This is a genomic window from uncultured Kiloniella sp., assembly GCF_937128705.1.
In the GTDB taxonomy this organism is placed as follows: Bacteria; Pseudomonadota; Alphaproteobacteria; order Kiloniellales; family Kiloniellaceae; genus Kiloniella.
On record NZ_CAKZMP010000099.1, the window covers coordinates 18,627 to 44,645 of the forward strand.

Sequence of the window (26,019 nt, forward strand, 5' to 3'; positions counted from 1 at the left end):
TTATGCCTCACCATCTAGTTCAACCAGCACATCACCTTCGTTGACCTGATCATTTACCTGCCCCAGAAAAGCTTTCACTGTGCCTTTGGTTGGGGCAACAATGGTGTGTTCCATTTTCATGGCTTCGAGAACCATCAAGGGATCACCAGCATTTACTTTGTCGTCAATGGACGCAAATATTTTGATGATTTTTCCTGGCATTGGGGCACGAAGGCCACCAGTATCTTCTTCTAGGTTTTCGGCAGCAATCAATGGATCAAACAGGTGGACCTGATAGTGCTGATTTTCTAAGAAAATATGGCGTTCCAATTCGTGACAGATAACGGAAGCCTTGGTTATTTTACCATCTACCGTGACGGTCACTCTATCATTGTTCACCTGACCGGAAACCATGTATTCCTTTTTGTTGATCAAGAGGCTGTAACCGTCTGCGTGATATGTCGCAACGACGTTATGCTCCAAATCATTTTCGATGAAGAGCAGTCGTTTTTGTGCTCTGCCCCCTAAACGCCATCCGTCTTGGGAACCCCAAGGTGAATGAGGATCTGATTGAGGAATGTTTGGTGTATGTCCTTGTAATTCCACAAGAGATGCGAGGATTAAGGCGAGGTCCGAAGCCGTTGATTTCTCGGGGAACAGGCTTTCCTGTTCTCTTTCTATCAAACCGGTATCCAGTTGGGCTGCTTTAAAAGGAGGCACATTGGCAAGTCGATTAAGGAAAGCGACGTTGGTTTCAAGCCCGACGATATGTGTGTCGTTAAGGGCCGAACTTAGTCTGTCCAGTGCTTTTTCCCGTGTTTCATCCCATGTAATTAGTTTGGCGATCATCGGATCGTAATGTGGCGAGACAACACCACCTTGTTCGACACCAGCATCAATGCGAATGTTTTCAGAGGCGGTTGGAAATGTCAGGCGAACCAGTTTTCCTGTCGCAGGGAGAAATCCATTATCAGGATCTTCGGCATAGATCCGGGCTTCAAATGCATGGCCGGATAGTGAAATTTCATCCTGTTTTGCTGGAAGAGGTTCTCCGGCTGCGATACGAAATTGCCATTCAACAAGATCGAGCCCTGTAATAAGTTCTGTAACAGGGTGTTCTACCTGTAGGCGTGTATTCATTTCCATGAAATAAAATTCGCCATTTGGGGCAAGAAGAAATTCTACGGTACCTGCGCCACGATATCCTACAGCTTCTGCAGCCGCGATCGCAGCTTTGTGCATGGCATCGCGGGTTTCATCACTTAATCCGGGGGCGGGGGCCTCTTCGATAACTTTTTGATGGCGGCGTTGAGACGAACAATCACGTTCGAACAGATGGATTGTGTTGCCATGGTTATCAGCAAAAACCTGTATTTCTACGTGGCGCGGATTTTCGATGAATTTTTCAATGAGAACACGGTCATCGCCAAACGCTGCTTTTGATTCTCGCTGACAAGATGCAAGCGCTTCTTCAAACTGTTCAGCTTTGTGCACGATCCGCATGCCTTTACCCCCACCACCAGCAGAGGCCTTGATCATTACAGGGTAGCCAATTTTCTTTGCTTGCTCGACAAGGTGAGCCGTGTCTTGGTTTTCGTCCTCATACCCCGGCGATAAAGGAACACCGGCTTCTCGCATCAGGCGTTTGGAAGCTGATTTATCCCCCATGTCGATAATTGACGATGCTGGCGGGCCAATAAAGACAATATCATTCTGAGCACAATTGTTGGCAAAGCTGGCATTCTCAGAAAGAAATCCATAGCCGGGGTGAATAGCCTGAGCACCTGTTGCCTTTGCTACATCGAGTATTTTATCTGCGAGGAGATAGCTTTCCGCAGGAGGTGGAGGACCTATATGGACGGCTTCGTCGGCTTCCTGTACAAAGGGCGCATCCCGATCTGCGTCTGAATAGACGGCAACGGTTTTTACGCCCATTAAATGGGCGGTCCTGATTATGCGTCTGGCGATTTCACCACGGTTTGCAATAAGGATTTTATTAAACATTCAATTCTTCCTGATCCAAGTCCGATTTAGGCGACCCAATAAGCTTTGCGTTTTTCGAAGAAAGCGCTGAGACCTTCGCGTCCCTCGGGCTTTAACCGTTGTTGAGCGATGAGTTCAGCTGTTTCATTCATTAAGGTATCGTCGAGTTGTCGATGACTAACCGTTTTAATAAGCTTCTTTGCCACATGAAGGGCGTCAGGTGCCGCAAGACCCAAAGATGACAATAGGTCTTCTATGGTTTGGTCCAGTTTCTCATCAAGACAGCTTTCATGAACAAAGCCGATATCGGCTGCTTTATCCGATTTAAAAATTTCAGCGGTCAGGAAGTACCGTCGGGCTTGTCTTTCTCCCATAGCAGCCACGACATAAGGTGCAATAGTCGCAGGAACCAGCCCGAGCTTTACTTCAGACAAGCAAAATTTGGCGTATTCCCCTGCAATTGCGATGTCTGCCACTGCTGTAAGACCAACGCCGCCTCCAAATGCGGCCCCCTGTACACGTGCGATAACAGGTTTAGGGCATTCAGCTATAGTATTGAGCATGTGGGCGAGCTTGAGCGCGTCGACCCGGTTTTCTTCTTCTGTAAAATTTGCTGCGCGTTTCATCCAGCCGAGATCGGCACCGGCACTGAAGCTCTTACCTCTGCCACCCAGCACAATTGCCCTTATGTCAGGATTTTTACCCAATTCATTAAAGGCCTGGGTTAATTCTGCGATCATTACTTCATCAAGCGCATTGTGGACTTCCGGGCGGTTCATCCAAACCCATGCATTAGATGATTTGATTTCTATTTCAAGTGTTTGATAGGTCATATCATTACATCCTGAAGACACCGAATTTGGTGTCTTCTATTGGTGCATTAAGGGAAGCTGACAAGCCAAGGGCTAGAACCCGACGCGTTCGAGCGGGATCAAATACACCATCGTCCCAAAGACGTGCAGACGCGTAATAAGGCGAACTCTGTTCTTCGAACATGTCGAGCATTGGTTGTTTAAATTCTTTTTCTTCCTCTGCTGACCAACTACCACCTTTTGCTTCGATATTGTCACGGCGAAGTGTGGACATGACTGATGCAGCCTGTTCACCGCCCATAACCGAAATGCGTGAATTCGGCCACATCCATAAGAAGCGCGGCTGATAAGCTCTGCCGCACATGCCATAGTTACCAGCCCCGAAGCTTCCCCCGATCAGAACAGTGAACTTCGGTACATTTGCTGTCGCAACGGCGGTAACCATTTTGGCTCCATCTTTTGCGATACCGCCTGTCTCGTACTTACGGCCAATCATAAAGCCGGAAATGTTCTGTAGGAAAACAAGCGGAATACCCCGTTGCGCACAAAGCTCTATAAAGTGGGCCGCTTTCTGGGCACTTTCTGAAAAGAGAATACCGTTATTGGCAACAATACCGACAGGATAGCCCCATATGCGTGAAAAGCCACAGACAATACTGGTACCGTAACGGGCTTTGAACTCATCGAAACGAGACCCGTCAACAATGCGGGCAATGACTTCGCGCACATCATAGGGTGTTTTTAGGTCACTGGGGACAACACCATAAATTTCCTTGGGATCATAGAGCGGCTCTTCAGGCTTGGACAGATTGAGCTGGTTGGGTTTTTGCCAATTCAAATTGTCAACAACATGTCGGGCGATGGTCAGAGCATGTGCATCATTTTCAGCCATATGGTCCGCGACACCGGACAGACGAGTATGAACATCTGCGCCACCAAGATCCTCGGCCGAGACAATTTCGCCTGTTGCTGCTTTTACGAGGGGAGGACCGCCCAGGAAGATTGTCCCCTGTTCCTTGACGATAATTGTTTCGTCAGACATGGCCGGTACATAAGCACCACCAGCAGTACAAGACCCCATGACAACGGCGATTTGGGGGATACCCATGGAAGACATCTGGGCCTGATTATAGAATATCCGACCAAAGTGATCTCTATCAGGGAAAACTTCGTCTTGGTTGGGAAGGTTTGCGCCACCTGAATCAACCAGATAAATACAAGGGAGCCTGTTTTCCTGTGCAATTTCCTGAGCCCGCAGATGCTTTTTAACGGTCATGGGGTAGTAAGTACCACCTTTGACCGTTGCATCGTTTGCCAAAATCATACATTCGACACCGGATACTAAACCAATGCCCGCAATAACACCTGCGGCGGCAATGTTGGCATCGTACATGTTATGGGCAGCTATCGGTGAGATCTCTAAAAAAGGCGAGCCGGGATCCAGCAAAGCCTCAACGCGTTCTCTTGGAAGCATTTTCCCACGAGAAAGGTGCTTTTCGCGTGCTTTTTCCGGGCCGCCTTTTGCTGTTTCAGCCAAGATGTTGTTCAGATTATCTACCAAGCCCTGCATATGAGCAGCATTGGCCTTGAATTCTTCTGATCTAGGTGAAATTTTAGAACGTATGACAGACATTAGGCTGTCTCCCCAAAGAGTTCCCGACCGATAAGGTATCTACGGATTTCGCTGGTACCTGCGCCAATTTCATAGAGCTTGGCATCGCGCCATAAACGGCCAGTCGGGAATTCGTTGATATAGCCATTGCCGCCCAGAACCTGAATTGATTCGCCGGCCATCCATGTGGCTTTTTCTGCGGAATAGAGGATAGCACCAGCTGCATCTTTTCGGGTTGTCTCGCCACGATCACAGGCTTGCCCAACGGCATATACATAGGATCGACAGGCGTTCCACGTTGCGTAGATATCTGCCATTTTACCTTGCATCAATTGAAACTCGCCGATGGCTTTGCCAAATTGTTTCCGCTCGTGGATGTAGGGGACAATGATATCCAGACAAGACGACATAATACCCAAGGGGCCACCAGATAAAACCGCACGTTCATAGTCCAGACCAGACATGAGTACGCGTACGCCACCGTTTAAGTCACCAAGAATATTTTCTTCCGGGACTTCACAGTCTTGAAAGACAAGTTCACCGGTGTTTGACCCACGCATGCCAAGTTTGTCCAGCTTTTGGGCAACAGAAAAACCGGGGAAATCCTTTTCGATAATAAAAGCGGTGATACCTTTTGGCCCTGCTTCGGGATCAGTTTTGGCATAAACAACCAACGTATCGGCATCAGGGCCGTTTGTGATCCACATTTTGTTCCCGTTCAGAACATAGCGATCACCCTTTTTTTCTGCCTTAAGGCGCATGGAAACAACGTCAGAACCAGCACCGGGCTCTGACATGGCTAAGGCACCCACATGTTCTCCGGTGATTAGTTTTGGCAAGTACTTGGATTTTTGCGCGTCGGTTCCGTTACGTTTGATCTGATTGACACAGAGATTTGAATGGGCGCCATAGGATAGAGCAACAGATGCTGAAGCACGACTGAGCTCTTCCATTGTGACAATATGGGCGAGGTATCCCATACCGCTGCCGCCATAGCTTTCATCGGCAGTGATTCCCAATAGTCCCATGTCACCCATTTTACGCCACAGGTCCATGGGAAATTCGTTGGTTTCATCAATCTCGGCAGCACGGGGGGCGATTTCTGCATCAGCAAAGGCTTTGACGCTATCTCGCAACATGTCGATTTCTTCACCGAGGTTGAAGTTTAGACTTGGGAAGTTATGGCCTGTACTCATGATTTTTATCTCCAGTGAGGAAATTTAGTTTGCTGTACTTGTTTTTTGAATTTTTGCGATAGTCGCGGCGACGTCAGGTTTGTTTTCCATACGCATAAAGGTGCCTTGAGCCGCGGCAACATGGACTTCTGAATTATCGTTTTGCAGGGCGTAAACATCCATGCGGGCGATTGTAACACGTCTGCCTGCTCTGAGGACGGTGCCTTTGCCAATTAATTTTTTTCCTGCGCCGGGTGCCATCATGTTGATTTTGTATTCTACTGTCAGAATTGAGTCATTTTCTTCTATCAATGTGTAGGTGGCATAGCCCCCCACATAATCAGCAAGGGCACCGATAACCCCACCTTGAAAGAAGCCATGGTGTTGGGACAGTTCGGGACGAAATGGCAGCTCCATTTCGACGTAACCAGGTTCAATGACGGTTAACTCTGCACCAAGTGTTTTGCCGAAACCTGTATTGTTGTAGCTATCGCGAATGAGATCAGCGTAGTCCGGGTTTCGAGGTTCAAAGTGTGTTTTGGTCATCGGTTCTTCCCTGTGTTCTTTTATTTTAGCTCGGGTTTTTATTTTAATTCATTGAGCCGTTGTTGAACGGAGCTATTCACCTGATTAAGTTCTTCCAGAGTTTCCAGAATGTCTTTTTGTTTTTGTTCCAGCTCTGCCTGTCGTTCAGCGATGCGCCCCTGTAGTTTCTCGAGTTGTCCGCGCTCCCCTGGGGCATGATCATACATTTCGATGATCTCTCTGACTTCTGCCAAGCTAAACCCCAGACGCTTCCCTCTTAGAATGAGCTTTAATCGTGTTCTGTCCCTTGGTGTATATAGACGCTTCCGAGCTTGCCGTTCGGGGTTGAGAAGTTTCTCATCCTCATAAAACCTGAGAGTACGCGTGGTAATCCCAAATTCTGCGGTGAGTTCCGTAATAGTATAGTAGCGTCTTTTTGTCATTTTGATAGTATTTATGCATTTTACGTAAACGTCAATTAAATTGTTATATATTAATTATAACAAGTAGTTGTGTTTTTGTTTGATGAGGATTTTGTTGTTTAAGTTAGGTGTAGGTTCTTGTTTTTTTTAATAAAAATCCTATTTTGTAATTTCTTGATTGGCATCCCCTTTATTTTGTTCTCAGAGAGTAATAAATGACTTTGTCGCAAAGCATTCCGAGTATTTCGGTTGTTGATATCAATAACCTTGAGATTGAAACCGAGAGATTAATTCTGAGGCGTTTTAAAAGCGATGATCTTGATTCTCTATACAAACTTCGAAATCAGGGGGATGTTGTTCGTTATCTATACGAAGAAGAGCAGACCCTGGACGAAACAAGGAGAACCCTTGATAAGCGGCTAGAGATGAATAGCCTTAACAAAGACAATGACACGTTAATCTTAGCTGTAGAAGAAAAGAGAACAGGTGATTTTGTCGGCGATCTTATTCTCATTTTAACCAGTGCTACTTTTTCTCAAGGCGAGATTGGTTTTGTATTCAATCCAAAATTCCATGGAAAAGGTTACGGGTTTGAGGCATCAAAAGAGATCTTGCGTTATGGTTTTGAGGATCTTGGATTACATCGCATAGTTGGGCGTTGCGATGGGCGAAACAAAGCTTCGGCCGCTTTAATGAAAAAACTTGGGTTAAAGCAAGAAGCCCATCTTATAGAGAATGAGTGGATTAAGGGCTGCTGGACGGATGAACTGGTTTTCGCCATGCGTCATTCTCAATGGGATGACCTGACGGTGTGACCAAGCGTCATAAGCTTTTAATAACTACCAAAATCTCCTAAAACGGTAACTTCCAAAAACTGACATGAATTTGTCATGCCTTTGAAATCAGAACGCGGCATAGCAGGGGAGAATAAATACAATCCATCGGGAGTCCACGTAATGAAAAATCTTGGTAAGTCCGCAAGTCTGGCCGTTGTGGCTATGTGTCTTGCAACATCGGCGTTTGCCGTTGAACCTTTTAGCCGCCTGTCTTCTTTTCCAATTTATGAAAATCTGCCCAAAGGCAAAGATAAAGCGACAGAAACGGTTGCTGAGATTGTTGCACCGGCGATGAAGGGAACGATGCTTGTTTACACGGACTCCGAATTGGAGGCGATTGGTAAAGTTGATATATTTGATCCTGCCAACCCTAAACCCGCTGGCGTAGTAAATGTTGGTGGTGAGCCGACATCTGTGACTGTCAAAGGTAACTACGCTTATGTCGGGGTTAATACCTCTAAGAGTTATGTAAAGCCTTCCGGCTATATGGCGATTGTTGATCTCAAAGCCAATAAGGTCGTCGCAAAATGTGATGTGTCCGGACAGCCTGACAGTGTTGCACTTAGCCCGAACGGAAAATACCTTGCGGTTGCCATTGAGAACGAGCGGGATGAAGACTTGAACGATGGTGTCATTCCGCAAAATCCGGCGGGCCATCTTGCGACATTCCGTTTGAATGATACGGGGCTGCTTTCAAATTGTGATAATGCTGCTGTCACTGACTTAAAAGGTCTGACGGACATTGCGCCAACTGATCCTGAGCCTGAGTTCGTTTCTATCAACGGGCTTAATCAGGCTGTTGTGACACTTCAGGAAAACAACCATATCGTTATTGTTGATCTGGAAAATAACAAAGTTATAAATCATTACTCTGCTGGTACATCGTCAATCACTGGCGTTGATAACACAAAAGATAAATCCATTTCCCTAACGGAAAGTCTTTCTGATCTTAAGCGCGAGCCAGATGCTGTTTCTTGGATTGATGATGATCGTTTTGTAACGGCAAACGAAGGTGATTACGAAGGCGGATCACGTGGTTTTACCGTGTTTTCCAAATCAGGTTCGGTGTTGTTCGACAGTGGTTCTCAGACAGAACGTTTGGCTGTATCTATGGGGCACTATCCGGAAAAGCGGTCTCACAAAAAGGGAACAGAGCCCGAAGGTGTAACTGTTGGAACTTACGGTAAGGATCGCCTTGTTTTTGTCGGGCTGGAACGTGCCAATCTTATTGGTGTTTATCAGGATGTGAAAACGGCTGGTGGATTGAATAATCGTTTTGATTTTGTTCAGGCATTGCCATCTGGCGGTGTTGGCCCCGAGGGAATTGTTACTATCCCATCGCGTGGACTTGTTGTTATCGCAAATGAAAAAGATGCTGTTAAAGACGGCTATCGCTCAAACCTGACGATTTATAAACAGGGTAATGAGGGCGTAAGTTTGCCGCAGATTGTGTCTGTCGATGGGCCGAATGGTACACCGATCGGTTGGGGTGCCCTATCAGGCCTGACCGCTAATGCGACCGATCCATCAATCCTCTATGCTGTGAATGACAGCTTCTATTCCACAGCTGATATTTTCACAATTGATGTGGCGTCTCGTCCGGCCCGTATTGTTTCGTCTCGTCGTATTACCAAAGCCGGGAAGCCTGTCGAGAACCTTGATCTTGAGGGTATCGTTGCCGCACCGGATGGTAGTTTCTGGGTTGTTTCCGAAGGAAAGCCGGAAAAGCGTGAAAGCAAGCTTTTACATGTATTACCAACGGGACAGGTTGCCCGTGAAGTTGCTTTGCCAACTGAGCTTGAAAGCCAGATGAAAAAGCATGGACTTGAAGGAGTGACACTATACAATGATACGCTTTACATTGCCGTTCAACGGGCGTGGAAAGATGATAAAAAGGGCTATACGAAAATCATTTCTCACGATCTGAAAGCAGGAACCTGGGGTGTAAATGCCTATCGTTTGGATGAACCTGAAAGTCCAGCTGGTGGTTGGGTTGGCCTGAGTGAAATCACAAGCCTTGGCAATGGTGAGCTTGCGATTGTAGAGCGTGATAACAAGGGCGGTCCAGATGCGGCGATCAAACGCGTTTATCGTGTATCTGTTAAGCACACTGCCGCTGCTGAACTTGGCGCAAAGGAAGTTCCGGTTTTACGTAAAACGCTGATCAGAGATGTTCTTGCTGATTTGAACCGGGCGAATGGCTGGACGCCTGACAAGCTTGAAGGCTTGACGGTTGCTGCCGACGGAACCTTATATGCAGTCACGGATAATGACGGCGTCGATGATTCAACTGGCGAAACTTTGTTCTTGAACTTGGGGCCAATTGATAAGGTTCTTGCCAGTCAGTAAGACTGAAGGTGATCAACGCAGAAAGGCTCTAACTGTTTGCGGTTAGGGCCTTTTTTGTGAGTTTTCTGCCTAACTATGATGTTGACGTTCGTAACTGTCCCACAAAATTCATAACTTGTTGTTCCAGTTGTCCAGCTTCTTCAGCGAGGCTTGAAGCTGAATTTTGTACTTGCTGAGCAGCAGAACCTGTTGCGCTTGCTGTTTCTCTGACCTGTATAATATTAGATGTTACCTGTTCTGTTCCGTTTGCAGCTTGCTGGACAGACATTGTTATCTCAGATGTCGCAGCGCCTTGCTCTTCAACAGCTGATGCAATTGCCGTCGCAACCTCATGAATTGACTTAATCGTTCCAGATATACTCTGTATGGCTGACACGGCGTCTTTCGTTTCAGTTTGGATAGAGTTGATCTGTGAAGAAATATCTTCTGTTGCTTTTGCTGTTTGATTTGCCAGAGATTTCACTTCGGATGCAACAACAGCAAAGCCTTTTCCAGCTTCGCCAGCTCTCGCTGCTTCGATTGTAGCGTTAAGTGCTAGCAGGTTTGTCTGTTCTGCGATGTCGTTAATAAGTTTGACGACTTCACCAATTTTATCCGCGGCGAGGGCCAGACCTTCAATCTTGTCATTTGTAAGTGATGCTTCTTCTACCGCATTGTTTGCTATGTCGGCTGATCGCTGTACTTGTGAAGATATTTCATTAATGGATGCTGATAACTCTTCTGTAGCTGCCGCGACCGATTGAACATTTGTTGATGCTTCTTCTGCGGCGCTTGCAACGACGGATGTTTGGCTGGATGATTGTGTTGCAGCGCTCGACATATCTTGGGCAACCGTTCTCATGCCGTTTGCTGATCCGGATAGAGTAGAAATAATGCGCCCAATAGATGCTTCAAAGTCATTTGCCATCTGTACCCGAGCTTCGTTATTTTTCTCTTTTGCTGTTTGTTCTATCAATAATTGTTCTTCGCGCGCTTTTTCAATTTCTTTTTGAGCAAAGGTCGCTTCGGATAATGCCGCAGCCGCTTGGCTGAACGCAGCTTCTAATTTAATAGCCAACCATAAAAGAACAACGGTTTCGGCGATAACAATTACGGCATGCAATACTACCCGGAAAAAATCAGCCCCTGAAGGGAAGATAGCTACTGGTAGTAAGAAATTTAATACTAAATGGTGAACCGCGACAGTCGCTGCGGCGATGATTATTGCTCTCCAGTTGCAAAGTGCAGTTACCATAGCCAGGCTTGCAAAAAAGTACATATGGATGTCAATTTGCCAAGGATGTCCCTTGAAAAGATAGGTTATGATGGCTGGCATCAAACTTAACCCGACAGCGATGATATAGTGCGTTGCTGCGGCGTTAATACCGGCAAATTTCCACGTAAGCCCAACCGCAAGAGATACCGCAATCGCCATAATCGTAACGTCTAAAAACGGGACATCGAGAATGATGGCTATTATTGGTGTCAAAACGATGTGCGCAAAAATGAATAGAATAAACATCTTTGCAGCACGGGTTCTAATCGTTTGTAAGTCGTTCATGGCTTTAGACTCTTATGGTTATTTATACGTGAACTTATGTTTCTGTGAAGAAACAGCTACCTGTCGCGATGGCATCAAGTAATAAAAACGCTGAAGGAAGCTGTATATCCGTTGTTAGGATTTCTTTGCCAAAATCGACAATGAGTAAATTATCCCAATAACCTATTCTGACTAATCTGGCGTCCATGGTGTCGAGTGCTTCTATGTTTTCTTGAAAAGTTTGCTCTGGTGAAAACAGTACCGCAACTTGTTGAACGCTTTCTGCTGGGCGAAAATACATATACCCCAGATAGACACTACTGAATAGTATCAGCAATAACGCCGGGGTTAGATTTTTAAGAGAAAATTTATTCTCTGCTTCCATCAAGTGTTCCCATGGATATGGTTGTTTTTAAATAACAACCATACTTTCCCTTTAAAACGATCCCATTCGTAGGGTGCGCTTTTTGTTTTTGATACAGATATTTAAAGGGCGACAGGTTAATATCTTGCTAATTGTAATTGATTTTTGGGGCGGGTAAATCGCTACAAGCATTGATTTGCAACTATTTAGCGAAAAGGCGCCGTAAGTTACATCTGGATACCGGGGATTGGTATCTGGTGGCTATTTGTAATTTTTAAGCCTAGGTTTCTGGTAAAAATACTTTTCTCTCTCTAGTTACTTTTTCAACGATGAAGTCGACGGCTGCTCTTATTCGGGCAAAGCCTTGCAAGTCAGCATGGTAGATAAGCCAGAAGGTCCGCATGAAGTTGACTTCTTCGCGAAGTACAGGGACGAGGTTTTCCTGATTATCAGCCATAAAGCAGGGCAGGATACAGATACCAGCCCCTGTTGAGGTTGCGTGCATCTGGGCAATCAGGTTTGTACTGCGTAGTTGGGGACGCAGTTCTTTTCCTATTTGAGGGACGTAGTTCAGTTCTGGAGAGAAGATCAAGTCTTCAATATAACCTACCAGACGATGCTCTTTTAATTGATCTTTGTGAGTGATTGGTCCCCGACGTTCCAAATACTCTGGTGATGCATAAAGGCCCAGGCGATAGTCGGTGAGTTTACGGGATCGCAAACGTCCTTCTGTCGGGCGGCTGAGGCCAATGGCGATGTCTGCTTCGCGTTTTGAAAGGCTAAACATGCGTGGCATTGCGACGAGATCAATTTCCAACCCCGGGTGTGATCGACAAAGATCACAAATTCTCGGAGCCAGAAAATAACTGCCAAAACCATCGGGTGCCCCAATCCTGACGGCCCCGGTTAGATCTAGATCAGCCCCGGCAATTTCATTTTGAACACCCATTGCCATGGTTTCCATGGACTCCGCCGCACCAAGTAATCGTTGCCCTATTTCTGTGAGCGCATAGCCTTGGGGCCCGCGTTCGAACAAGGTTGCGTTCAACGCGGTTTCGAGGGCCTGAATACGGCGGCTGACTGTGGTATGATCCACTTTCAGGCGTTTTGCCGCAATTGTCAGTTTTCCTGTTCGCGCAACGGCGAGGAATGGGCGGAGGTCATTCCAGTCAAAAGTAGGGTTCATAATGTATTTTCGCACACTGGTTTGTCACTATTACCTATAGCTGTGCAAAAAAAACAATGCAAGTCTATGTGACAAGATCGAGAAGCTGGCATCTTTTGTTCAGATGATCCGATTTGGATTTTTGAATTTACAGGCAGATGCTCTTTTAAACAATTTGCCGCGTCCTGTGTCCTGTGTTTTTCGACATATGATCAGACGCGATCACTATTTGAAGGAGATGCGGTATGACCGCTGAACTCTATCACCTGATTGGTGGCGAAAAAGTAAATGGTACTTCCGGACGTTTTAGCGATGTTTTCTGGCCAATGACCGGAGAGATTGCCGCGAAGGTGCCTCTGGCTTCTGAAGACGAATTAAGAGCTGCTGTGGAAAATGCCAAAGCAGCACAACCGGCTTGGGCGGCAACTAACCCGCAAAAGCGTGCGCGTGTGATGCTCAAGTTCTTACATCTTTGCCAGGAAAACTACGACGAACTTGCCGAAATGCTGTCCCGTGAGCATGGTAAAACAATTCCTGATGCCAAAGGTGATATTCAGCGTGGCCTAGAAGTTGTTGAATTTGCGTGTGGTATCCCGCATTTACAAAAAGGTGAGTTTACCGAAGGTGCTGGCCCGGGCATTGACATGTTCTCTATGCGCCAACCTTTGGGCGTTGTCGCAGGCATTACGCCTTTTAACTTCCCGGCTATGATCCCGATGTGGAAATTTGCACCTGCAATCGTTTCTGGAAATGCTTTTATCCTTAAGCCTTCCGAACGTGATCCTTCATTGCCACTTCGTCTGGGTGAACTGATGCTGGAAGCTGGTCTTCCGGCTGGCATTTTGAATGTTGTGAATGGCGATAAAGTATCTGTGGATGCTATTCTGGATGACCCGGATATTAAAGCCGTTGGTTTTGTTGGTTCGACACCGATTGCTGAGTATGTCTATACACGGGCAACCGCGCAGGGTAAGCGAGCTCAGTGTTTTGGCGGTGCGAAGAACCACATGATTATTATGCCTGACGCAGATTTGGATCAGGTCGCGGATGCGTTGATCGGCGCTGGTTATGGATCTGCCGGGGAACGCTGTATGGCTATTTCTGTGGCTGTTCCTGTGGGTGAAGAAACAGCTGACCGTCTCATCGAAAAGCTAACGCCACGTGTTGAAGCATTGAGAATTGGCCTGTCGACTGATCCCGATGCTGATTTTGGCCCTATGGTTACAGCCGAAGCAGTTGAACGTACCAAGGGCTATGTTGGTATTGGCCTTGAAGAAGGCGCAAAGCTGGTCGTTGATGGTCGTGACTTTGTCATGCAGGGCTATGAAGAAGGTTTTTACATGGGCGGGTGCCTGTTTGATAACGTGACCCCTGATATGCGTATTTACAAAGAAGAGATTTTTGGCCCGGTTCTCTCTGTTGTACGTGCCAAGGACTATGAAGAAGCACTTCGTCTGCCAAGTGAGCATGAGTATGGTAATGGCGTTGCGATTTATACCCGTGACGGGGATACAGCGCGCGACTTCATGACCAAGGTGAACGTTGGCATGGTTGGCGTGAATGTGCCAATTCCTGTGCCGCTTGCCTATTACACATTTGGTGGCTGGAAGCGTTCTGGTTTTGGTGATTTGAACCAGCACGGGCCAGATGCAATTCGTTTCTACACCAAGACCAAGACGGTAACTCAACGTTGGCCTTCTGGTGTGAAAGAAGGTGCCGAGTTCTCAATTCCAACAATGGATTGAGTCTAAAAATACGGGATGTTTCCTGATTGCTGTCATGGCAGTTGGGGCATCCCGTTCTCTTTATTTCTGAATAAAAGATAAACTGATGAGCCAATTTGAACTGAATGAAGAACAGTGTGCTATTCAAGAAATGGCACAGGATTTTGCCCGTGACAAAATTGCACCTTTTGCGTTGGAATGGGATGAAAAAGAACATTTCCCTGTTGATGTAATGCGTGAAGCGGCTGCTCTTGGTATGGGGGGGATCTATGTTCGGGATGATGTCGGTGGCTCTGGCTTGGGACGTTTGGATGCTGCGTTGATTTTTGAAGCGCTTTCTGCTGGATGTCCGGCTGTATCGGCCTTTATTTCTATTCACAATATGGCATCGTGGATGATTGACCGCTTTGGCACAGAAGAACAGCGCCAAAAGTGGTTGCCGCAAATGATGACCATGGATCTTATCGCCAGCTATTGTCTGACGGAACCATCAGCAGGATCTGACGCTGCAGCTTTGAAAACCAAAGCGGTTCGTGATGGTGATGACTTTGTCCTTAATGGTGCGAAACAGTTTATTTCTGGCGCGGGGACATCTGATCTTTACTTGGTTATGGCTCGTACGGGCGGTGATGGGGCAAGTGGTGTTTCTTGCTTTCTGATACCAAAAGATGCAGAGGGTGTTTCTTTTGGGGCCAACGAAAAGAAAATGGGATGGAAAGCGCAACCGACAAGAACCGTCGTCATGGAAGACGTGCGCATTCCTGCTGCCAATATGATTGGTGAAGAAGGGCAGGGCTTTAAAATTGCCATGATGGGACTTGATGGTGGTCGTTTAAATATTGGTGCCTGCTCTCTTGGTGGTGCACAATCTGCCTTGGATAAAGCCATTGGCTATATGGGCGAACGTAAAGCCTTCGGGAAGTCACTTGCTCAGTTTCAAGGACTACAGTTCAAAGTTGCCGACATGGAAACTGAACTGACCGCGGCCCGCACGCTTTTATATACAGCGGCAACCAAGTTGGATGCGAAAACACACGACGCCACGCGCTGGTGCGCAATGGCGAAACGTTTTGCAACAGATACCGGTTTTACTGTGGCAAACGAGGCCCTTCAAATTCATGGTGGTTATGGATACCTGGCGGATTACGGTATCGAAAAAATTGTTCGAGACTTAAGAGTTCATCAAATTCTGGAAGGGACCAACGAGATTATGCGACTGATTATATCTCGTGATCTGTTGAAAGGAGACAGAGCATGACAGATGAGTTGATCGTTCGGCAAGAAGGTAGTGCAGGACGCATTACGCTTAATCGCCCCAAGGCTTTGAATGCTCTTTCTTTGGATATGGTTCACGGAATGTTGGCTGCTTTGGAAAGCTGGCAAACAGATGAAACAGTTCGGGTTGTTATTGTTGATGGCGCTGGTGAGCGCGGCTTGTGTGCAGGGGGGGATATTCGCGCCCTTTATAAATCTGGACAGGAACGCGATGGTGTTGCCCAAAAATTCTGGGCCGATGAGTATAAGCTCAATGCGCTTATAGCCAATTACCCAAAACCCTATGTTGCTATTATGGATGGCATTGTCATGGGTGGTGGTGTTGGCATTTCTGCACATGGCAGTAATCGCTTGGTGACAGAACGGTCCATGATTGCGATGCCTGAAACCGCCATCGGCCTTTTCCCGGACGTCGGTGGTACGTGGCTTTTGGCGAATGCGCCGGGTGAAGTTGGCACATTCCTGGGATTAACCGGGCATCGTATCGGGGCGCAAGATGCTATTTATGCCGGATTGGCAGATGTTGAAATCCAAAGCGACAAGCTGCCGAACTTGATTGAAGTACTATCTCAGGCCGATTACGGTACTGATGCGCGGGCAGATGTTGATAGTTTGCTCAGAAGTTTCACCGTGAGTTCCGGTCAATCTCAACTTGCTGAAATCAGAGGGCAAATTGATCAGATATTCTCTTCTAACTCTGTCGAGGAAATTGTGACTGCTGCTGAAAAAGCAGATAGTGATTTGGGACAGAAAATAGTCAAAGATCTTGCTGGTCGCGCACCGCATTCGATGAAGGTAACGCTGGCTGCTATTCGTAAGGCCAGCACGCTGGGCGGGATCGAAGAAGATCTGGATATGGAATACCGTCTTGCGTGTCGCATGTTCGAACAGAAAGATTTTTTCGAAGGTGTACGTGCGGTTGTTATCGATAAAACCGGAAATCCCCAGTGGTCCCCCGCGACATTGGAAGCTGTGTCTGAGGCAATGGTGAGCGATTGTTTTGCAAGTCTCGGATCAAATGAACTTGGTCTGTCATCTGGGATAATCCGGTAAATCGGAAGAGGAAAAGAACATGAAAACTATAGCATTTATCGGACTGGGTAACATGGGCGGCCCAATGGCGGCCAACCTGGTAAAAGCCAACTATACGGTTAAAGGCTTTGATCTGTCCGAAGAAGCAAAAGATCACGCCAGAAAAGATGGTATTGAAATTGTGGATAATGTTGACGAAGCCGTTGCTGCTTCGGATGCGATTATTACGATGCTTCCGGCGGGAAAGCACCTCCTCAGTGTCTATGAAGTCACATTGAAAGCCGCGAAGACGGGATCACTTTTCATTGACTGTTCAACCGTTGATGTTGATAGCTCACGCACGGCCCATGACGCGGCTGAAAAAGCGGGTATGTTATCCCTCGATGCGCCGGTTTCCGGTGGTGTTGGTGGCGCAACAGCTGGTACCTTGACCTTTATGGCTGGTGGTACCAGAGAAGCTTTTGATAAAGCGCATGAGCTTCTAGATATCATGGGTGGAAAGGTTGTGCATTGTGGCGGTGCAGGCAATGGACAGGCTGCAAAAATTTGCAACAACATGATCCTCGGTATTTCCATGATTGCTTCTTCAGAAGCTTTTAATCTCGCGGAAAAACTGGGACTAGACCACCAAGCCCTGTTTGATGTTGCTTCCACGTCTTCTGGTCAGTGCTGGTCAATCAACACCTATTGTCCTGTTCCCGGGCCAGTGCCAACCAGCCCTGCAAATAATGACTATACACCGGGATTTGCGGCGGCCTTGATGCTGAAAGATTTAAAACTCTCACAAGACGCTGCCAAATCTGCTGGTGTGCCAACGCCGCTTGGGTCTCATGCAGAAGAGCTTTATCAAAGCTTTAATGATGCAGGTGGTAGCGGGATTGATTTTTCAGGTATCATCAACCATTTAAAGAGCGATAAATAACATTCTGTTTCGTTGGTTTTCCTTTCGGCGATAACGTAAATTTGGGGTGATCATGTTAAGTCACGGGTCTGATTATCATGCGGTTAAAGAGGCCTTTGAGTGGGATATCCCAGATAGTTATAATATCGGTGTTGATGTCTGTGATAAATGGGCCAAACGCGCCCCGGATCGCTTGGCGCTGAGTTTTGTGGATATTGATGGCAATGTCGCAGACTATAGCTTTGGTGATCTGAGAGATTATTCAAATCGTATGGCTAACCTTTTGTCGTCATCGGGGATCAACCGGGGCGACAGGGTTGCCATTTTACTACCTCAGTCTTTAGAAACAGCATTTTCGCACATTGCGGCCTACAAAATGGGCTGCATTGCGGTACCCTTGTTCATGCTCTTCGGTGTCGAGGCGTTGGAATATCGACTGTCAAATTCAGGTGCACGGGTTGTTATTACCAATCAGTCTGGTGTCGAGAAAATTAATGAAATCAAAGACCGATTGCCAGATTTGAAACACGTCTATTCCATTGATGGGGCTTCTGCAGGTGGCGGGACTTCTGCTGGGGCAAAGGATCTGCATCGGGATTTATTGACCCATTCCACAGATTTTACCCCTGTCGAGACGAAACCGGACGATCCGGCCTTGATTATCTATACCTCTGGAACGACAGGGCAACCAAAGGGTGCTCTCCATGCGCATCGTGTCTTACTCGGACATCTACCGGGTGTTGAGATGTCACATGATTTCTTTCCTCAACCTGGCGATAAAATCTGGACACCTGCAGATTGGGCTTGGATCGGAGGGCTTCTCGATGTGTTGCTACCTGCACTACACCACGGCGTAACAGTTGTTGCCCGACGTTTTGAAAAGTTCACGGCCGAAGCAGCATTTGATCTGCTCGCGGAACAGGGGATCAGGAATGCTTTTATTCCACCGACGGCACTTAAGATGATGCGGTCAGTTTCTGATCCTGAAATTCGCTGGGATCTAAATATGCGCTCTATTGCGTCAGGCGGAGAGTCTCTGGGGACAGAGCTTCTGGAATGGGGTCAAAAAACATTCGGACTAACAATCAATGAATTCTATGGGCAAACAGAATGTAATATGATTGTGTCGTCCTGCGCCAAAATTATGGATGCAAGACCGGGCGTAATGGGCCGTGCCGTTCCTGGGCACAATCTGGCGATTGTTAATGATGAGGGCGAGATCCTTCAGCAAGGTACGCTGGGCAATATTGCTGTTAAGTCTCCTGATCCCGTAATGTTCCTCAAATATTGGAACAACCCGGATGCAACAAAGGCAAAATTTGCAGGTGAATGGCTCTTAACAGGGGATACGGGTATTCTTGATGATCAGGGTTGGATACAGTTTGTTGGCCGGGATGATGACGTCATTACGTCATCGGGTTATCGCATTGGCCCCGGTGAAATTGAAGACTGCCTGATGGGACACCCCGCCGTTCGTATGGCGGGTGTAGTTGGTAAACCGGACCCGCAACGAACTGAAATTGTTAAGGCCTTTATCGTACTCAATGATAATTTTCTTGGGGATGATAAGCTGGCATCAGAAATTCAGACCTTTGTTAAGAAGCAACTTGCTGCGCATGAATATCCGCGCGAAGTCGCTTTTGTCGATGCCCTGCCTATGACAACAACTGGTAAAATCATTCGACGAGAACTCAGAGATTTGGGGTAAAGATTTTGTTGAAGTGAGAGTAATCAAAAGGATTACTCTCACCCGTACTGATTATAACCAAACCTGATCTTTTAGGTTATGAGTAATCAACTTTTGATAGAGGCGGTCTCTGACCTCCGTGTTTTTAGGGTCGGCCCAGTCTCGTTCTATAAGATCCCAATCCGGATCTTTGGGGGCCAGTCCCAAGGTTTCGATATAATCTTGTTCTGTCACCAAAAACTGGGTGCCATAGGTCAACAGGTATCCGTTGGTCTGGTCCCTGTTTTCTTTGGCTTCGGGGTAGAACACGGTCCAGAAGTTTGTATAGGCCATACATCTGGATGGACAGAGAAGTTTGCCATAATCGAGTTCTGATCTTTCGCCCGTGGGGACTGGGGTCGTTTTCATTTGGATAATTTGGGATAGATGTGACCACCCTTTAAACCCAAGCGCTTTTGCGATTTGAGATAAACAATGTTTGCGCTTTACGGTCTCGATAATCTCGAGATCAGAAAGCTTTTTTAAATCCGGGTTCTTTTTAATGAAAGCAAGGCTCGCTTGTTTCCCCGTTGTGATATTACGGTGAAGAATGCGGGCGTTGTGTTTTAGCTCATGGATAATATCAGCCATAGAGTTTCTCCTTGTACCGGATCTATCCGCTCCTCGCGATCCAGAGAATTCTTTGGGTGATTACTCATCGTCTACGTCGATAATAACAGGGTGTTATGACTTTTGGCGGCGAGGCACCCCTGTGTACCTTGCGCCGGACACTAAAATAAAAATAATCAGATGACAATAGGATTGTATTTAGGAATCTTTGGTTTCAACTAAATCAAGGGGAAGTCCTGTGGTATATTTGACCTGAGAAACGGCAAATCTGGAATGAACCTCGGCAATGTTAGGGAGCTGTAACAGATGGTCTCGCAGGAAACGCTCGTAAGCACGCATGTCCGTTGTGACAATGCGTAGAATATAATCCATACCCCCGCTGACAGTATAACACTCAGTGATCTCGTCAAAGCGGCTTACCCGGCGTTCAAAATCCTCAAGTCCATGCTGCGCCTGTGCAGAGATTTTCACCGTGGTAAAGACGACGATTTCTAAACCAAGACTGTCAGAGTCAATAATAGCAACACGGCGTTTTATAATCCCTTTTTCTTCCAAACGTTTTATCCGGCGCCAACAGGGTGCTGGGGAAAGACCGACTTTGTCCGCAAGTTCTGCATTGCTGATATCAGAATCCGTTTGCAGAATCTTGAGGATTTTTTTATCCGTATTATCAATCTTTGGCAGCATAAATATTTCTCATATTTTTAAATAATTGAAACCAGATTGCTATTATAGCGAATTGATTGTGAAAATAGAAAGAACATTTCTTTCAGCTTGAAGCAAAATAATAGAAGCCAAAAAACAAAAATAATTGGCAGAAATAAACAGAGCTTGAGAAACATGCTTAAGCATATGTTCAAGCATGTGTTTTCTGGGAGAGAGCTGCACATTAGTTTGTGTTTTTGATCACTTTGATACCCCAAGACTGGCTACGGGAAGCTGGCTAATTGGATTTCAGGTGGTAATTGGCACTGATTAATGATTTGGTCTTCAATCGTCATTGTGTTGGCTTTGATCCAATAAAATGACGTGATTACCTCATATGCATTTACCGCCCCATTTACCTTGAGCTTATAGATTTAAAGGCGTCACCAAACAAATTGGTTAAGACGAACTGGGGAATAAATTATGTCTGATACATCGAACATGGATGTCTTTAATCACGAGGCCTTTTCCGGCCATGAGCAGGTGGTATTCTGTCAGGATGAAACCACAGGTCTCAAGGCTATCATTGCAATCCATTCGACAGCACTTGGTCCTGCTGCTGGTGGATGTCGCATGTGGCATTATCGGGATAATAGCTCTGCTTTAAACGATGCTCTCAGGCTTTCAAAAGGTATGAGCTATAAAAACGCCATGGCCGGGTTAAGTCTGGGTGGCGGCAAAGCCGTAATTATCGGTGACGCCAAGACCGATAAATCCGAAGAGCTTTTCCGTTCCTTTGGGCGTTTTGTAAATGGACTTGGTGGTCAATACATTACCGCAGAAGACGTTGGAATATCTGTTTCAGACATGGAAGTTGTCTCCCAGGAAACCCCTCATGTGGCGGGGTTGAATTCTGGACTTGCCGCGAGTGGTGATCCTTCTCCCTTCACCGCTCGCGGTACTTTTAATGGTATCAGAGCTGCGGTTAAGCACCAGCTGGGCAAAGACAGCGTCGCTGGTTTAACCGTCGCTGTGCAAGGGCTTGGACATGTCGGCTGGCATTTGTGTAAGGAGCTACACGCCGCTGGAGCCAAGTTAATGGTAGCAGACATCAACGAAGATGCTGTTCAACATGCGGTTAAAGAATTCGGCGCTTCAGCAGTTTCCTGTGATGAAATACTCTTTGTTGAGTCTGATGTCGTTGCCCCTTGCGCGTTGGGCGCAGTGTTGAACGAAACATCTATTCCCAAGCTGAAAACGAAAATCGTTGCAGGTGCCGCGAACAATCAACTTGCCAAAGATACAGATGGTATGTTGTTACGAGATCATAATATTCTTTATGCACCGGATTACGTGATTAACGCTGGCGGTATCATCAACGTGGCGGCAGAAATTCATGGAAAGTATGATCGTCAGTGGGTCGATGAAAAGGTAGCCGCTATTTACGACGTTTTGCTGGATATCTTTAAACGCGCGGACCAGGAGCAGGGCGCAACAAGCGCGATCTCTGATCTTATTGCCCAAGAGAAAATTGCAAAGGCGTCTGAATCTGGAAGGCCTGAGTTAAAAAAAGATATCGTTGCTTAAATAAATTAAGTCTGAGCATCTGAACCCAAGTAATTAAACAATCAGCCCTGGATCTCTGATGCGATCCAGGGCTGATGTGTTCTAAACCTTCTCTGCACCGTAATAGAGGCTTACAGTATGTTTTGCTTCTGCAAAAAAGAGCCATCTTTCGGTGACAATCCCCAGTCCTCCAGATAATATTGAGAGTATGATTGTAAGGTTGCTTAGGGTGGCATTTGAAATCATGCCTGAAAGTGAAATCAGAAAGATTGGGAAAATAAAGCCAAAGATAAAGGTGATATTTCTCAGTTTTTGTCTGTGCTTTCTGGCAATTTTAAACCCCATTTCTTTCATCAAGTAGTTTGCTTCGGTATGGGCAGCTTCCAAAAGGCTAACTTTACCCATTGATCCAAGGCCCGTTGCACTTCCAACAGTGCTTTGGGCTGTATTTTCATTGATGTATTGCCAGTAATAAAACTTGTGTACGACTGCGATGATAATCAATGCGATGGTTAACATGTCAAACAGTTGGTCGTTTTTACCCTGTAAATGCAAAATGGCATTCAATAACAAGGCACCCGTCGAGAGGGATAATACTAGGTAGCCAGCAGGTACAAACTTGTTGTGCCATGCTGCAACAGGTTTCAGGCAGGCATATATCATTGATGTGCAATAGACAGTTGCACAGCACAGCAATAACGCAGCGCTGCCGATAAGCGGGAGAAGGGCAAATTCGCTACTTGAGAAAAATATCCACCAGAGACCATAGATTCCTGTGGGCAGGAAGGTGACGATTGCCAAAATACCTTCGCGACTTAACCATGATGACCGCCACTGTGTCAGTGCACGCCAAGCTCGTTCTGGTCGACCGAGGTGAAATGTTGAAGACAGAAGCCCCAAAACAATCAGAATGAAGGCTGTGCCAAACCCGCTGAGAGCTAAAGTTTGATCGGTTGGGATTACGCCAAGCATATGCCCAAGGATAAGAAGAAAAAGAAGTCCGTAACCTGCGCCTGAAGCGGTTGTGAAGAGAATAACTGACTTTGCTGGATGCATGTGAAAACTCCTTTCTTTTTAGAGCGATAAGACTTTGTCAGCCCATCGCGCTAACAGGCCAGCTTTTTCAGTTTCAACAGGGGAGAGACTAACGGGTTTATCCGAAACCGTATTCTCGTTCTGTTTAGGGCGAGGCGGCAAATATTTATTTGTCGGCTTGTAATCAAGCTCTGCCATCAAATCAAAACCTTCACGTTCTGCGACAAGCTTGCTGACATCAGAGTTTGGATCGCCCAGATCACCAAAGGATCTTGCGCCAACTGGACATGTTGAAACACAGGCTGGTACTCTGGATGCCTCGGGCAAATTTTCGTTGTAAATCCGATCAACGCAGAGGGTACATTTTTTCATGATGCCGACATCTTCGTCGTATTCTCTGGCTCCATAGGCGCAGGCCCATGAACATAGTTTACAGCCTATGCATTTATCGGCATCAACCAGAACTATACCATCTTCTTCACGTTTGTAGGATGCACCTGTCGGACAAACCGTGACACAGGGCGCATCATCACAATGAAGGCAGCTTTTGGGAAAGTGAACAGTACGGCTGTCGTTATCATCATCAACGACTTCGAAGCTATGGATACGGTTAAACCACACACCATTTGGATCGGCACCGTAGGGATCGATATCGGTTAGGGGGGCAGAGTGACCGCCGGTGTTCCATTCTTTACAATTTACAGCACAGGCGTGACAGCCGACACAGATATCAAGGTCGATAACCAGACCGAGTTTCTTTTTACTACCGTTTTGTGGAAGACAGGTCATGGTTTTTCTCCTGCCAGCGTATCATCTGATGTGGGTACTTTTGTCTCTTTAGGCGTTGAGCCTTCTGATTTTGGGATGTTGTCCCCAAAGTCGGCGCCATAACGTAAAACAGCCATTTGTTCCGGCGCATTGGGCAGCGGGGCAAAAGCCTCAAACATTGGTTCCGTTTCGCCTTCTTCCTGTGCGTTACACTTTTCAATGCGCACCCTGAGATCATACCAAGCTGCCTGTCCGGTGACGGGGTCAGAGTTCGAATAACGGTAACCGTCTTTTCTTGGTGGAAGCAGCTCTGAGATGATATGGTTTAGCAAGAAGCCACGGTTAGATTCCGGTGCTTTATCATTCAGGCCCCAGGCGCCTTTACGTTTACCGATAGCATTCCAGGTCCAAATCGTGTGGGGATTAACGCCGCTCATCAATTTTACCTGCGTTTTCACGCGACCATGTGGTGAGATAACCCAGATCCAATCTTCGTTGACAATGCCATGTTGCCCTGCAGTTTCTTCATTGATGAACAGGCGGTTTTGGGCAGTGATTTGTCTTAACCATGCATTCTGAGACCCCCAACTGTGATACATATGCATTGGGCGTTGGGTCACAGCATGCAGAGGATATTCTTTGCCATCCACTGCCTTTTCTTCCAAGGGCATGTACCAGATTGGTAAGGGATCAAATGTCTCGTCTATTCGACTGCGTAGATCATCGGGCGGTTGGATGTCACCATGCCCCTGTGCCGCGAGGCGGAACTTTTGCATGTGTTCCGAATAGATGTGCATCACAATACGTTCTGCATTGGGGATCCATCCCATTTCATGAGATCGATCAAGATAGGAACGATTGGCAAATTTAAAATAGGACTGTTCCGGGGTGAATTCATCAGACCAAAAGCAGCCGTTATCAATGTATTTCTGTAATTGATCCGGATTGGGGTCACCTTTGCCGTGACTGTCACCGTCTTTTCCGCGCCTGTCAGCAAGTGGTCCAACCCCCGGTGTGCGTTCGTGATTTGTGATGTAATCAGAATAACCACCGGGGTACATGGCGCTGCCGTCTTCTTTGGCCATGCCGGGTAAGCCAAGCCGTGCACCTAGATCCAATAAAACATCCTGAAACGGGCGTACATCTCTATCAGGCTTTATAACTGGCTGCCTGATAGAATCAGCCGGGCCATGTGCGCTACAGATTGGACGATCTAGTAGGGAAATCGCATCCCACCGTTCAAGATAAGTTGTATCGGGTAGAACAAGGTCGGCATAAGGCACCATCTCGGAATGATAGGCATCTGAATAGATGATCTTGGGGATTTTGTAACTGCCGTCTTCGTTTTTATCTGTGAGATATTTGATCGTTCCGGGCACATTCATAGAGCTGTTCCAGCTCATATTCGCCATATACATGAAAAGCAAATCCACAGGATAGGGATCACCTTTCCAAGCATTATGAATGACCATGTGCATCATGCCGTGAGAGGCCAGTGGATATTCCCAGCTGTAGGCTTTGTCTATGCGTTTTGGTGTGCCATCAGGTTCAACCAGCAAGTCTTCCGGACCCGTCGGGAAACCAAGAGGCATACCGGGTAACGGTGTGTTGGCGATGGATTCATGTCCGGCAGGTTTTGGTCCAGGAGGACAGGGGCGCGGGAAGGGGGGCTTGTGTCTGAAACCACCGGGAACATCAATAGAGCCCAATAGCATTTGCAAGACGTGAATGGCACGGCAGGTATGAAAACCGTTTGAATGGGCAGAGATCCCGCGCATTGCATGCATGGAAACCGGTCGCCCGATCATTTTATCCTGTTTACGTCCAGCCCAGTCTGTCCAGGCTACATCAAGCTCGATTGTCTCTTCGAAAGCGACATGCGCGATTTCTGCTGCAATACGGCGAATATTTGCTGCACTATAGCCAATCTGATCGGCAATAGCTTCTGGTGCATATTGAGGATCAAGATAACGATCAGCCATCAAGTGAAACGCCGGAACAGCCTTGCGACCATCTGGCAAAGTGAACTCTCCAGC

Annotated in this window: 22 protein-coding genes; 8 read left to right on the forward strand and 14 right to left on the reverse strand. The window is 46.8% G+C overall.

The annotated features are described in order from the left end of the window. From Q0241_RS06020 to Q0241_RS06045, 6 genes are read right to left on the reverse strand one after another with little or no spacing between them, the layout of a single operon-like run. Nucleotides 1-1,983 (reverse strand): acetyl/propionyl/methylcrotonyl-CoA carboxylase subunit alpha, encoded by a 1,983-nt coding sequence (locus Q0241_RS06020; RefSeq protein WP_299374645.1) that lies wholly within the window; start codon nt 1,981-1,983, stop codon nt 1-3. Between the two features lie 26 nt (nt 1,984-2,009). Beyond that, nucleotides 2,010-2,795 carry an enoyl-CoA hydratase/isomerase family protein gene (locus Q0241_RS06025; protein WP_299374648.1) on the reverse strand — a complete coding sequence of 262 codons (786 nt, stop codon included), beginning with the start codon at nt 2,793-2,795 and terminating at the stop codon, nt 2,010-2,012. Between the two features lie 4 nt (nt 2,796-2,799). After that, nucleotides 2,800-4,407: a carboxyl transferase domain-containing protein gene (locus Q0241_RS06030; RefSeq protein WP_299374651.1), complete on the reverse strand. Its 1,608-nt coding sequence runs from the start codon at nt 4,405-4,407 to the stop codon at nt 2,800-2,802. After that, on the reverse strand, nt 4,407-5,582 hold the full coding sequence (locus Q0241_RS06035; RefSeq protein ID WP_299374654.1) for an isovaleryl-CoA dehydrogenase: 1,176 nt from the start codon (nt 5,580-5,582) through the stop codon (nt 4,407-4,409). The genes Q0241_RS06030 and Q0241_RS06035 overlap by 1 nt, the downstream gene beginning before the upstream one ends. A gap of 24 nt (nt 5,583-5,606) precedes the next feature. Next, complete coding sequence (locus tag Q0241_RS06040) at nt 5,607-6,107, reverse strand: PaaI family thioesterase (protein ID WP_299374657.1); 501 nt, start codon at nt 6,105-6,107, stop codon at nt 5,607-5,609. A gap of 38 nt (nt 6,108-6,145) precedes the next feature. Beyond that, nucleotides 6,146-6,529, reverse strand: a complete 384-nt coding sequence (locus tag Q0241_RS06045) for a MerR family DNA-binding transcriptional regulator (RefSeq protein ID WP_085904625.1) — start codon at nt 6,527-6,529, stop codon at nt 6,146-6,148. Nucleotides 6,530-6,723: 194 nt separating this feature from the next. Between Q0241_RS06045 and Q0241_RS06050 the strand changes: the two genes are divergently transcribed. Together Q0241_RS06050 and Q0241_RS06055 are read left to right on the forward strand one after the other, a co-directional pair. Continuing rightward, nucleotides 6,724-7,323, forward strand: coding sequence for a GNAT family N-acetyltransferase (locus Q0241_RS06050; RefSeq protein WP_299374663.1), 600 nt, complete (start codon nt 6,724-6,726; stop codon nt 7,321-7,323). Between the two features lie 75 nt (nt 7,324-7,398). After that, nucleotides 7,399-9,693 (forward strand): esterase-like activity of phytase family protein, encoded by a 2,295-nt coding sequence (locus tag Q0241_RS06055; RefSeq protein WP_299374666.1) that lies wholly within the window; start codon nt 7,399-7,401, stop codon nt 9,691-9,693. A gap of 73 nt (nt 9,694-9,766) precedes the next feature. Here the strand turns inward: Q0241_RS06055 and Q0241_RS06060 are convergent, their stop codons facing one another. From Q0241_RS06060 to Q0241_RS06070, 3 genes are all read right to left on the reverse strand, one after another. Further along, nucleotides 9,767-11,233, reverse strand: a complete 1,467-nt coding sequence (locus Q0241_RS06060) for a methyl-accepting chemotaxis protein (protein WP_299374669.1) — start codon at nt 11,231-11,233, stop codon at nt 9,767-9,769. Nucleotides 11,234-11,267: 34 nt separating this feature from the next. After that, nucleotides 11,268-11,597: a hypothetical protein gene (locus Q0241_RS06065; protein WP_299374672.1), complete on the reverse strand. Its 330-nt coding sequence runs from the start codon at nt 11,595-11,597 to the stop codon at nt 11,268-11,270. Between the two features lie 259 nt (nt 11,598-11,856). Then, nucleotides 11,857-12,762, reverse strand: a complete 906-nt coding sequence (locus Q0241_RS06070) for a LysR family transcriptional regulator (RefSeq protein ID WP_085900417.1) — start codon at nt 12,760-12,762, stop codon at nt 11,857-11,859. 224 nt (nt 12,763-12,986) lie between these two features. On the opposite strand from Q0241_RS06070, the gene Q0241_RS06075 reads away from it, so the two are divergent. The 5 genes from Q0241_RS06075 (at nt 12,987) to Q0241_RS06095 (ending at nt 19,381) form a co-directional block, all read left to right on the forward strand. Continuing rightward, nucleotides 12,987-14,486 (forward strand): CoA-acylating methylmalonate-semialdehyde dehydrogenase, encoded by a 1,500-nt coding sequence (locus Q0241_RS06075; RefSeq protein ID WP_299374679.1) that lies wholly within the window; start codon nt 12,987-12,989, stop codon nt 14,484-14,486. Nucleotides 14,487-14,571: 85 nt separating this feature from the next. Then, nucleotides 14,572-15,723: an isobutyryl-CoA dehydrogenase gene (locus Q0241_RS06080; RefSeq protein ID WP_299374682.1), complete on the forward strand. Its 1,152-nt coding sequence runs from the start codon at nt 14,572-14,574 to the stop codon at nt 15,721-15,723. Beyond that, nucleotides 15,720-16,793, forward strand: a complete 1,074-nt coding sequence (locus Q0241_RS06085) for an enoyl-CoA hydratase/isomerase family protein (protein WP_299374685.1) — start codon at nt 15,720-15,722, stop codon at nt 16,791-16,793. Before Q0241_RS06080 ends, Q0241_RS06085 begins: the two co-directional genes overlap by 4 nt. Before the next feature lie 19 nt (nt 16,794-16,812). Beyond that, on the forward strand, nt 16,813-17,694 hold the full coding sequence (mmsB, locus tag Q0241_RS06090; protein WP_299374689.1) for a 3-hydroxyisobutyrate dehydrogenase: 882 nt from the start codon (nt 16,813-16,815) through the stop codon (nt 17,692-17,694). Between the two features lie 52 nt (nt 17,695-17,746). After that, nucleotides 17,747-19,381 (forward strand): acyl-CoA synthetase, encoded by a 1,635-nt coding sequence (locus Q0241_RS06095; protein WP_299374692.1) that lies wholly within the window; start codon nt 17,747-17,749, stop codon nt 19,379-19,381. Nucleotides 19,382-19,432: 51 nt separating this feature from the next. On the opposite strand, the gene Q0241_RS06100 is transcribed toward Q0241_RS06095, so the two are convergent. Both Q0241_RS06100 and Q0241_RS06105 read right to left on the reverse strand, forming a co-directional pair. Then, a complete protein-coding gene (locus Q0241_RS06100) occupies nt 19,433-19,990 on the reverse strand; it encodes a hypothetical protein (RefSeq protein WP_299374695.1) in 558 nt (185 codons plus the stop codon). A gap of 177 nt (nt 19,991-20,167) precedes the next feature. After that, entirely contained in the window at nt 20,168-20,656 is a 489-nt protein-coding gene (locus Q0241_RS06105; protein ID WP_299374698.1) for an Lrp/AsnC family transcriptional regulator, read from the reverse strand. Between the two features lie 441 nt (nt 20,657-21,097). Between Q0241_RS06105 and Q0241_RS06110 the strand changes: the two genes are divergently transcribed. Continuing rightward, on the forward strand, nt 21,098-22,201 hold the full coding sequence (locus Q0241_RS06110; RefSeq protein ID WP_366941152.1) for a Glu/Leu/Phe/Val dehydrogenase: 1,104 nt from the start codon (nt 21,098-21,100) through the stop codon (nt 22,199-22,201). Between the two features lie 81 nt (nt 22,202-22,282). Here Q0241_RS06110 and Q0241_RS06115 read toward each other — a convergent pair whose 3' ends face one another. From Q0241_RS06115 to Q0241_RS06125, 3 genes are all read right to left on the reverse strand, one after another. After that, nucleotides 22,283-23,236, reverse strand: coding sequence for a DmsC/YnfH family molybdoenzyme membrane anchor subunit (locus tag Q0241_RS06115; RefSeq protein WP_299374701.1), 954 nt, complete (start codon nt 23,234-23,236; stop codon nt 22,283-22,285). Nucleotides 23,237-23,254: 18 nt separating this feature from the next. After that, nucleotides 23,255-24,004: a 4Fe-4S dicluster domain-containing protein gene (locus Q0241_RS06120; RefSeq protein ID WP_299374704.1), complete on the reverse strand. Its 750-nt coding sequence runs from the start codon at nt 24,002-24,004 to the stop codon at nt 23,255-23,257. Further along, the coding region (locus Q0241_RS06125) for a molybdopterin oxidoreductase family protein (protein ID WP_299374707.1) at nt 24,001-26,019 on the reverse strand (2,019 nt) is incomplete at its 5' end. The genes Q0241_RS06120 and Q0241_RS06125, both read right to left, overlap by 4 nt.

What these genes read in the sequence shown, in the direction of transcription:
- Q0241_RS06115 (WP_299374701.1), bottom strand. Translation starts at nt 23,236, where the DNA reads ATGCATCCAGCAAAGTCAGTTATTCTCTTCACAACCGCTTCAGGCGCA.
- Q0241_RS06050 (WP_299374663.1), top strand. Translation starts at nt 6,724, where the DNA reads ATGACTTTGTCGCAAAGCATTCCGAGTATTTCGGTTGTTGATATCAAT.
- Q0241_RS06040 (WP_299374657.1), bottom strand. Translation starts at nt 6,107, where the DNA reads ATGACCAAAACACACTTTGAACCTCGAAACCCGGACTACGCTGATCTC.
- Q0241_RS06045 (WP_085904625.1), bottom strand. Translation starts at nt 6,529, where the DNA reads ATGACAAAAAGACGCTACTATACTATTACGGAACTCACCGCAGAATTT.
- Q0241_RS06105 (WP_299374698.1), bottom strand. Translation starts at nt 20,656, where the DNA reads ATGCTGCCAAAGATTGATAATACGGATAAAAAAATCCTCAAGATTCTG.
- Q0241_RS06060 (WP_299374669.1), bottom strand. Translation starts at nt 11,233, where the DNA reads ATGAACGACTTACAAACGATTAGAACCCGTGCTGCAAAGATGTTTATT.
- Q0241_RS06030 (WP_299374651.1), bottom strand. Translation starts at nt 4,407, where the DNA reads ATGTCTGTCATACGTTCTAAAATTTCACCTAGATCAGAAGAATTCAAG.
- Q0241_RS06075 (WP_299374679.1), top strand. Translation starts at nt 12,987, where the DNA reads ATGACCGCTGAACTCTATCACCTGATTGGTGGCGAAAAAGTAAATGGT.
- Q0241_RS06020 (WP_299374645.1), bottom strand. Translation starts at nt 1,983, where the DNA reads ATGTTTAATAAAATCCTTATTGCAAACCGTGGTGAAATCGCCAGACGC.
- mmsB (WP_299374689.1), top strand. Translation starts at nt 16,813, where the DNA reads ATGAAAACTATAGCATTTATCGGACTGGGTAACATGGGCGGCCCAATG.
- Q0241_RS06085 (WP_299374685.1), top strand. Translation starts at nt 15,720, where the DNA reads ATGACAGATGAGTTGATCGTTCGGCAAGAAGGTAGTGCAGGACGCATT.
- Q0241_RS06070 (WP_085900417.1), bottom strand. Translation starts at nt 12,762, where the DNA reads ATGAACCCTACTTTTGACTGGAATGACCTCCGCCCATTCCTCGCCGTT.
- Q0241_RS06035 (WP_299374654.1), bottom strand. Translation starts at nt 5,582, where the DNA reads ATGAGTACAGGCCATAACTTCCCAAGTCTAAACTTCAACCTCGGTGAA.
- Q0241_RS06025 (WP_299374648.1), bottom strand. Translation starts at nt 2,795, where the DNA reads ATGACCTATCAAACACTTGAAATAGAAATCAAATCATCTAATGCATGG.
- Q0241_RS06120 (WP_299374704.1), bottom strand. Translation starts at nt 24,004, where the DNA reads ATGACCTGTCTTCCACAAAACGGTAGTAAAAAGAAACTCGGTCTGGTT.
- Q0241_RS06055 (WP_299374666.1), top strand. Translation starts at nt 7,399, where the DNA reads ATGCCTTTGAAATCAGAACGCGGCATAGCAGGGGAGAATAAATACAAT.
- Q0241_RS06100 (WP_299374695.1), bottom strand. Translation starts at nt 19,990, where the DNA reads ATGGCTGATATTATCCATGAGCTAAAACACAACGCCCGCATTCTTCAC.
- Q0241_RS06110 (WP_366941152.1), top strand. Translation starts at nt 21,098, where the DNA reads ATGTCTGATACATCGAACATGGATGTCTTTAATCACGAGGCCTTTTCC.
- Q0241_RS06095 (WP_299374692.1), top strand. Translation starts at nt 17,747, where the DNA reads ATGTTAAGTCACGGGTCTGATTATCATGCGGTTAAAGAGGCCTTTGAG.
- Q0241_RS06065 (WP_299374672.1), bottom strand. Translation starts at nt 11,597, where the DNA reads ATGGAAGCAGAGAATAAATTTTCTCTTAAAAATCTAACCCCGGCGTTA.
- Q0241_RS06080 (WP_299374682.1), top strand. Translation starts at nt 14,572, where the DNA reads ATGAGCCAATTTGAACTGAATGAAGAACAGTGTGCTATTCAAGAAATG.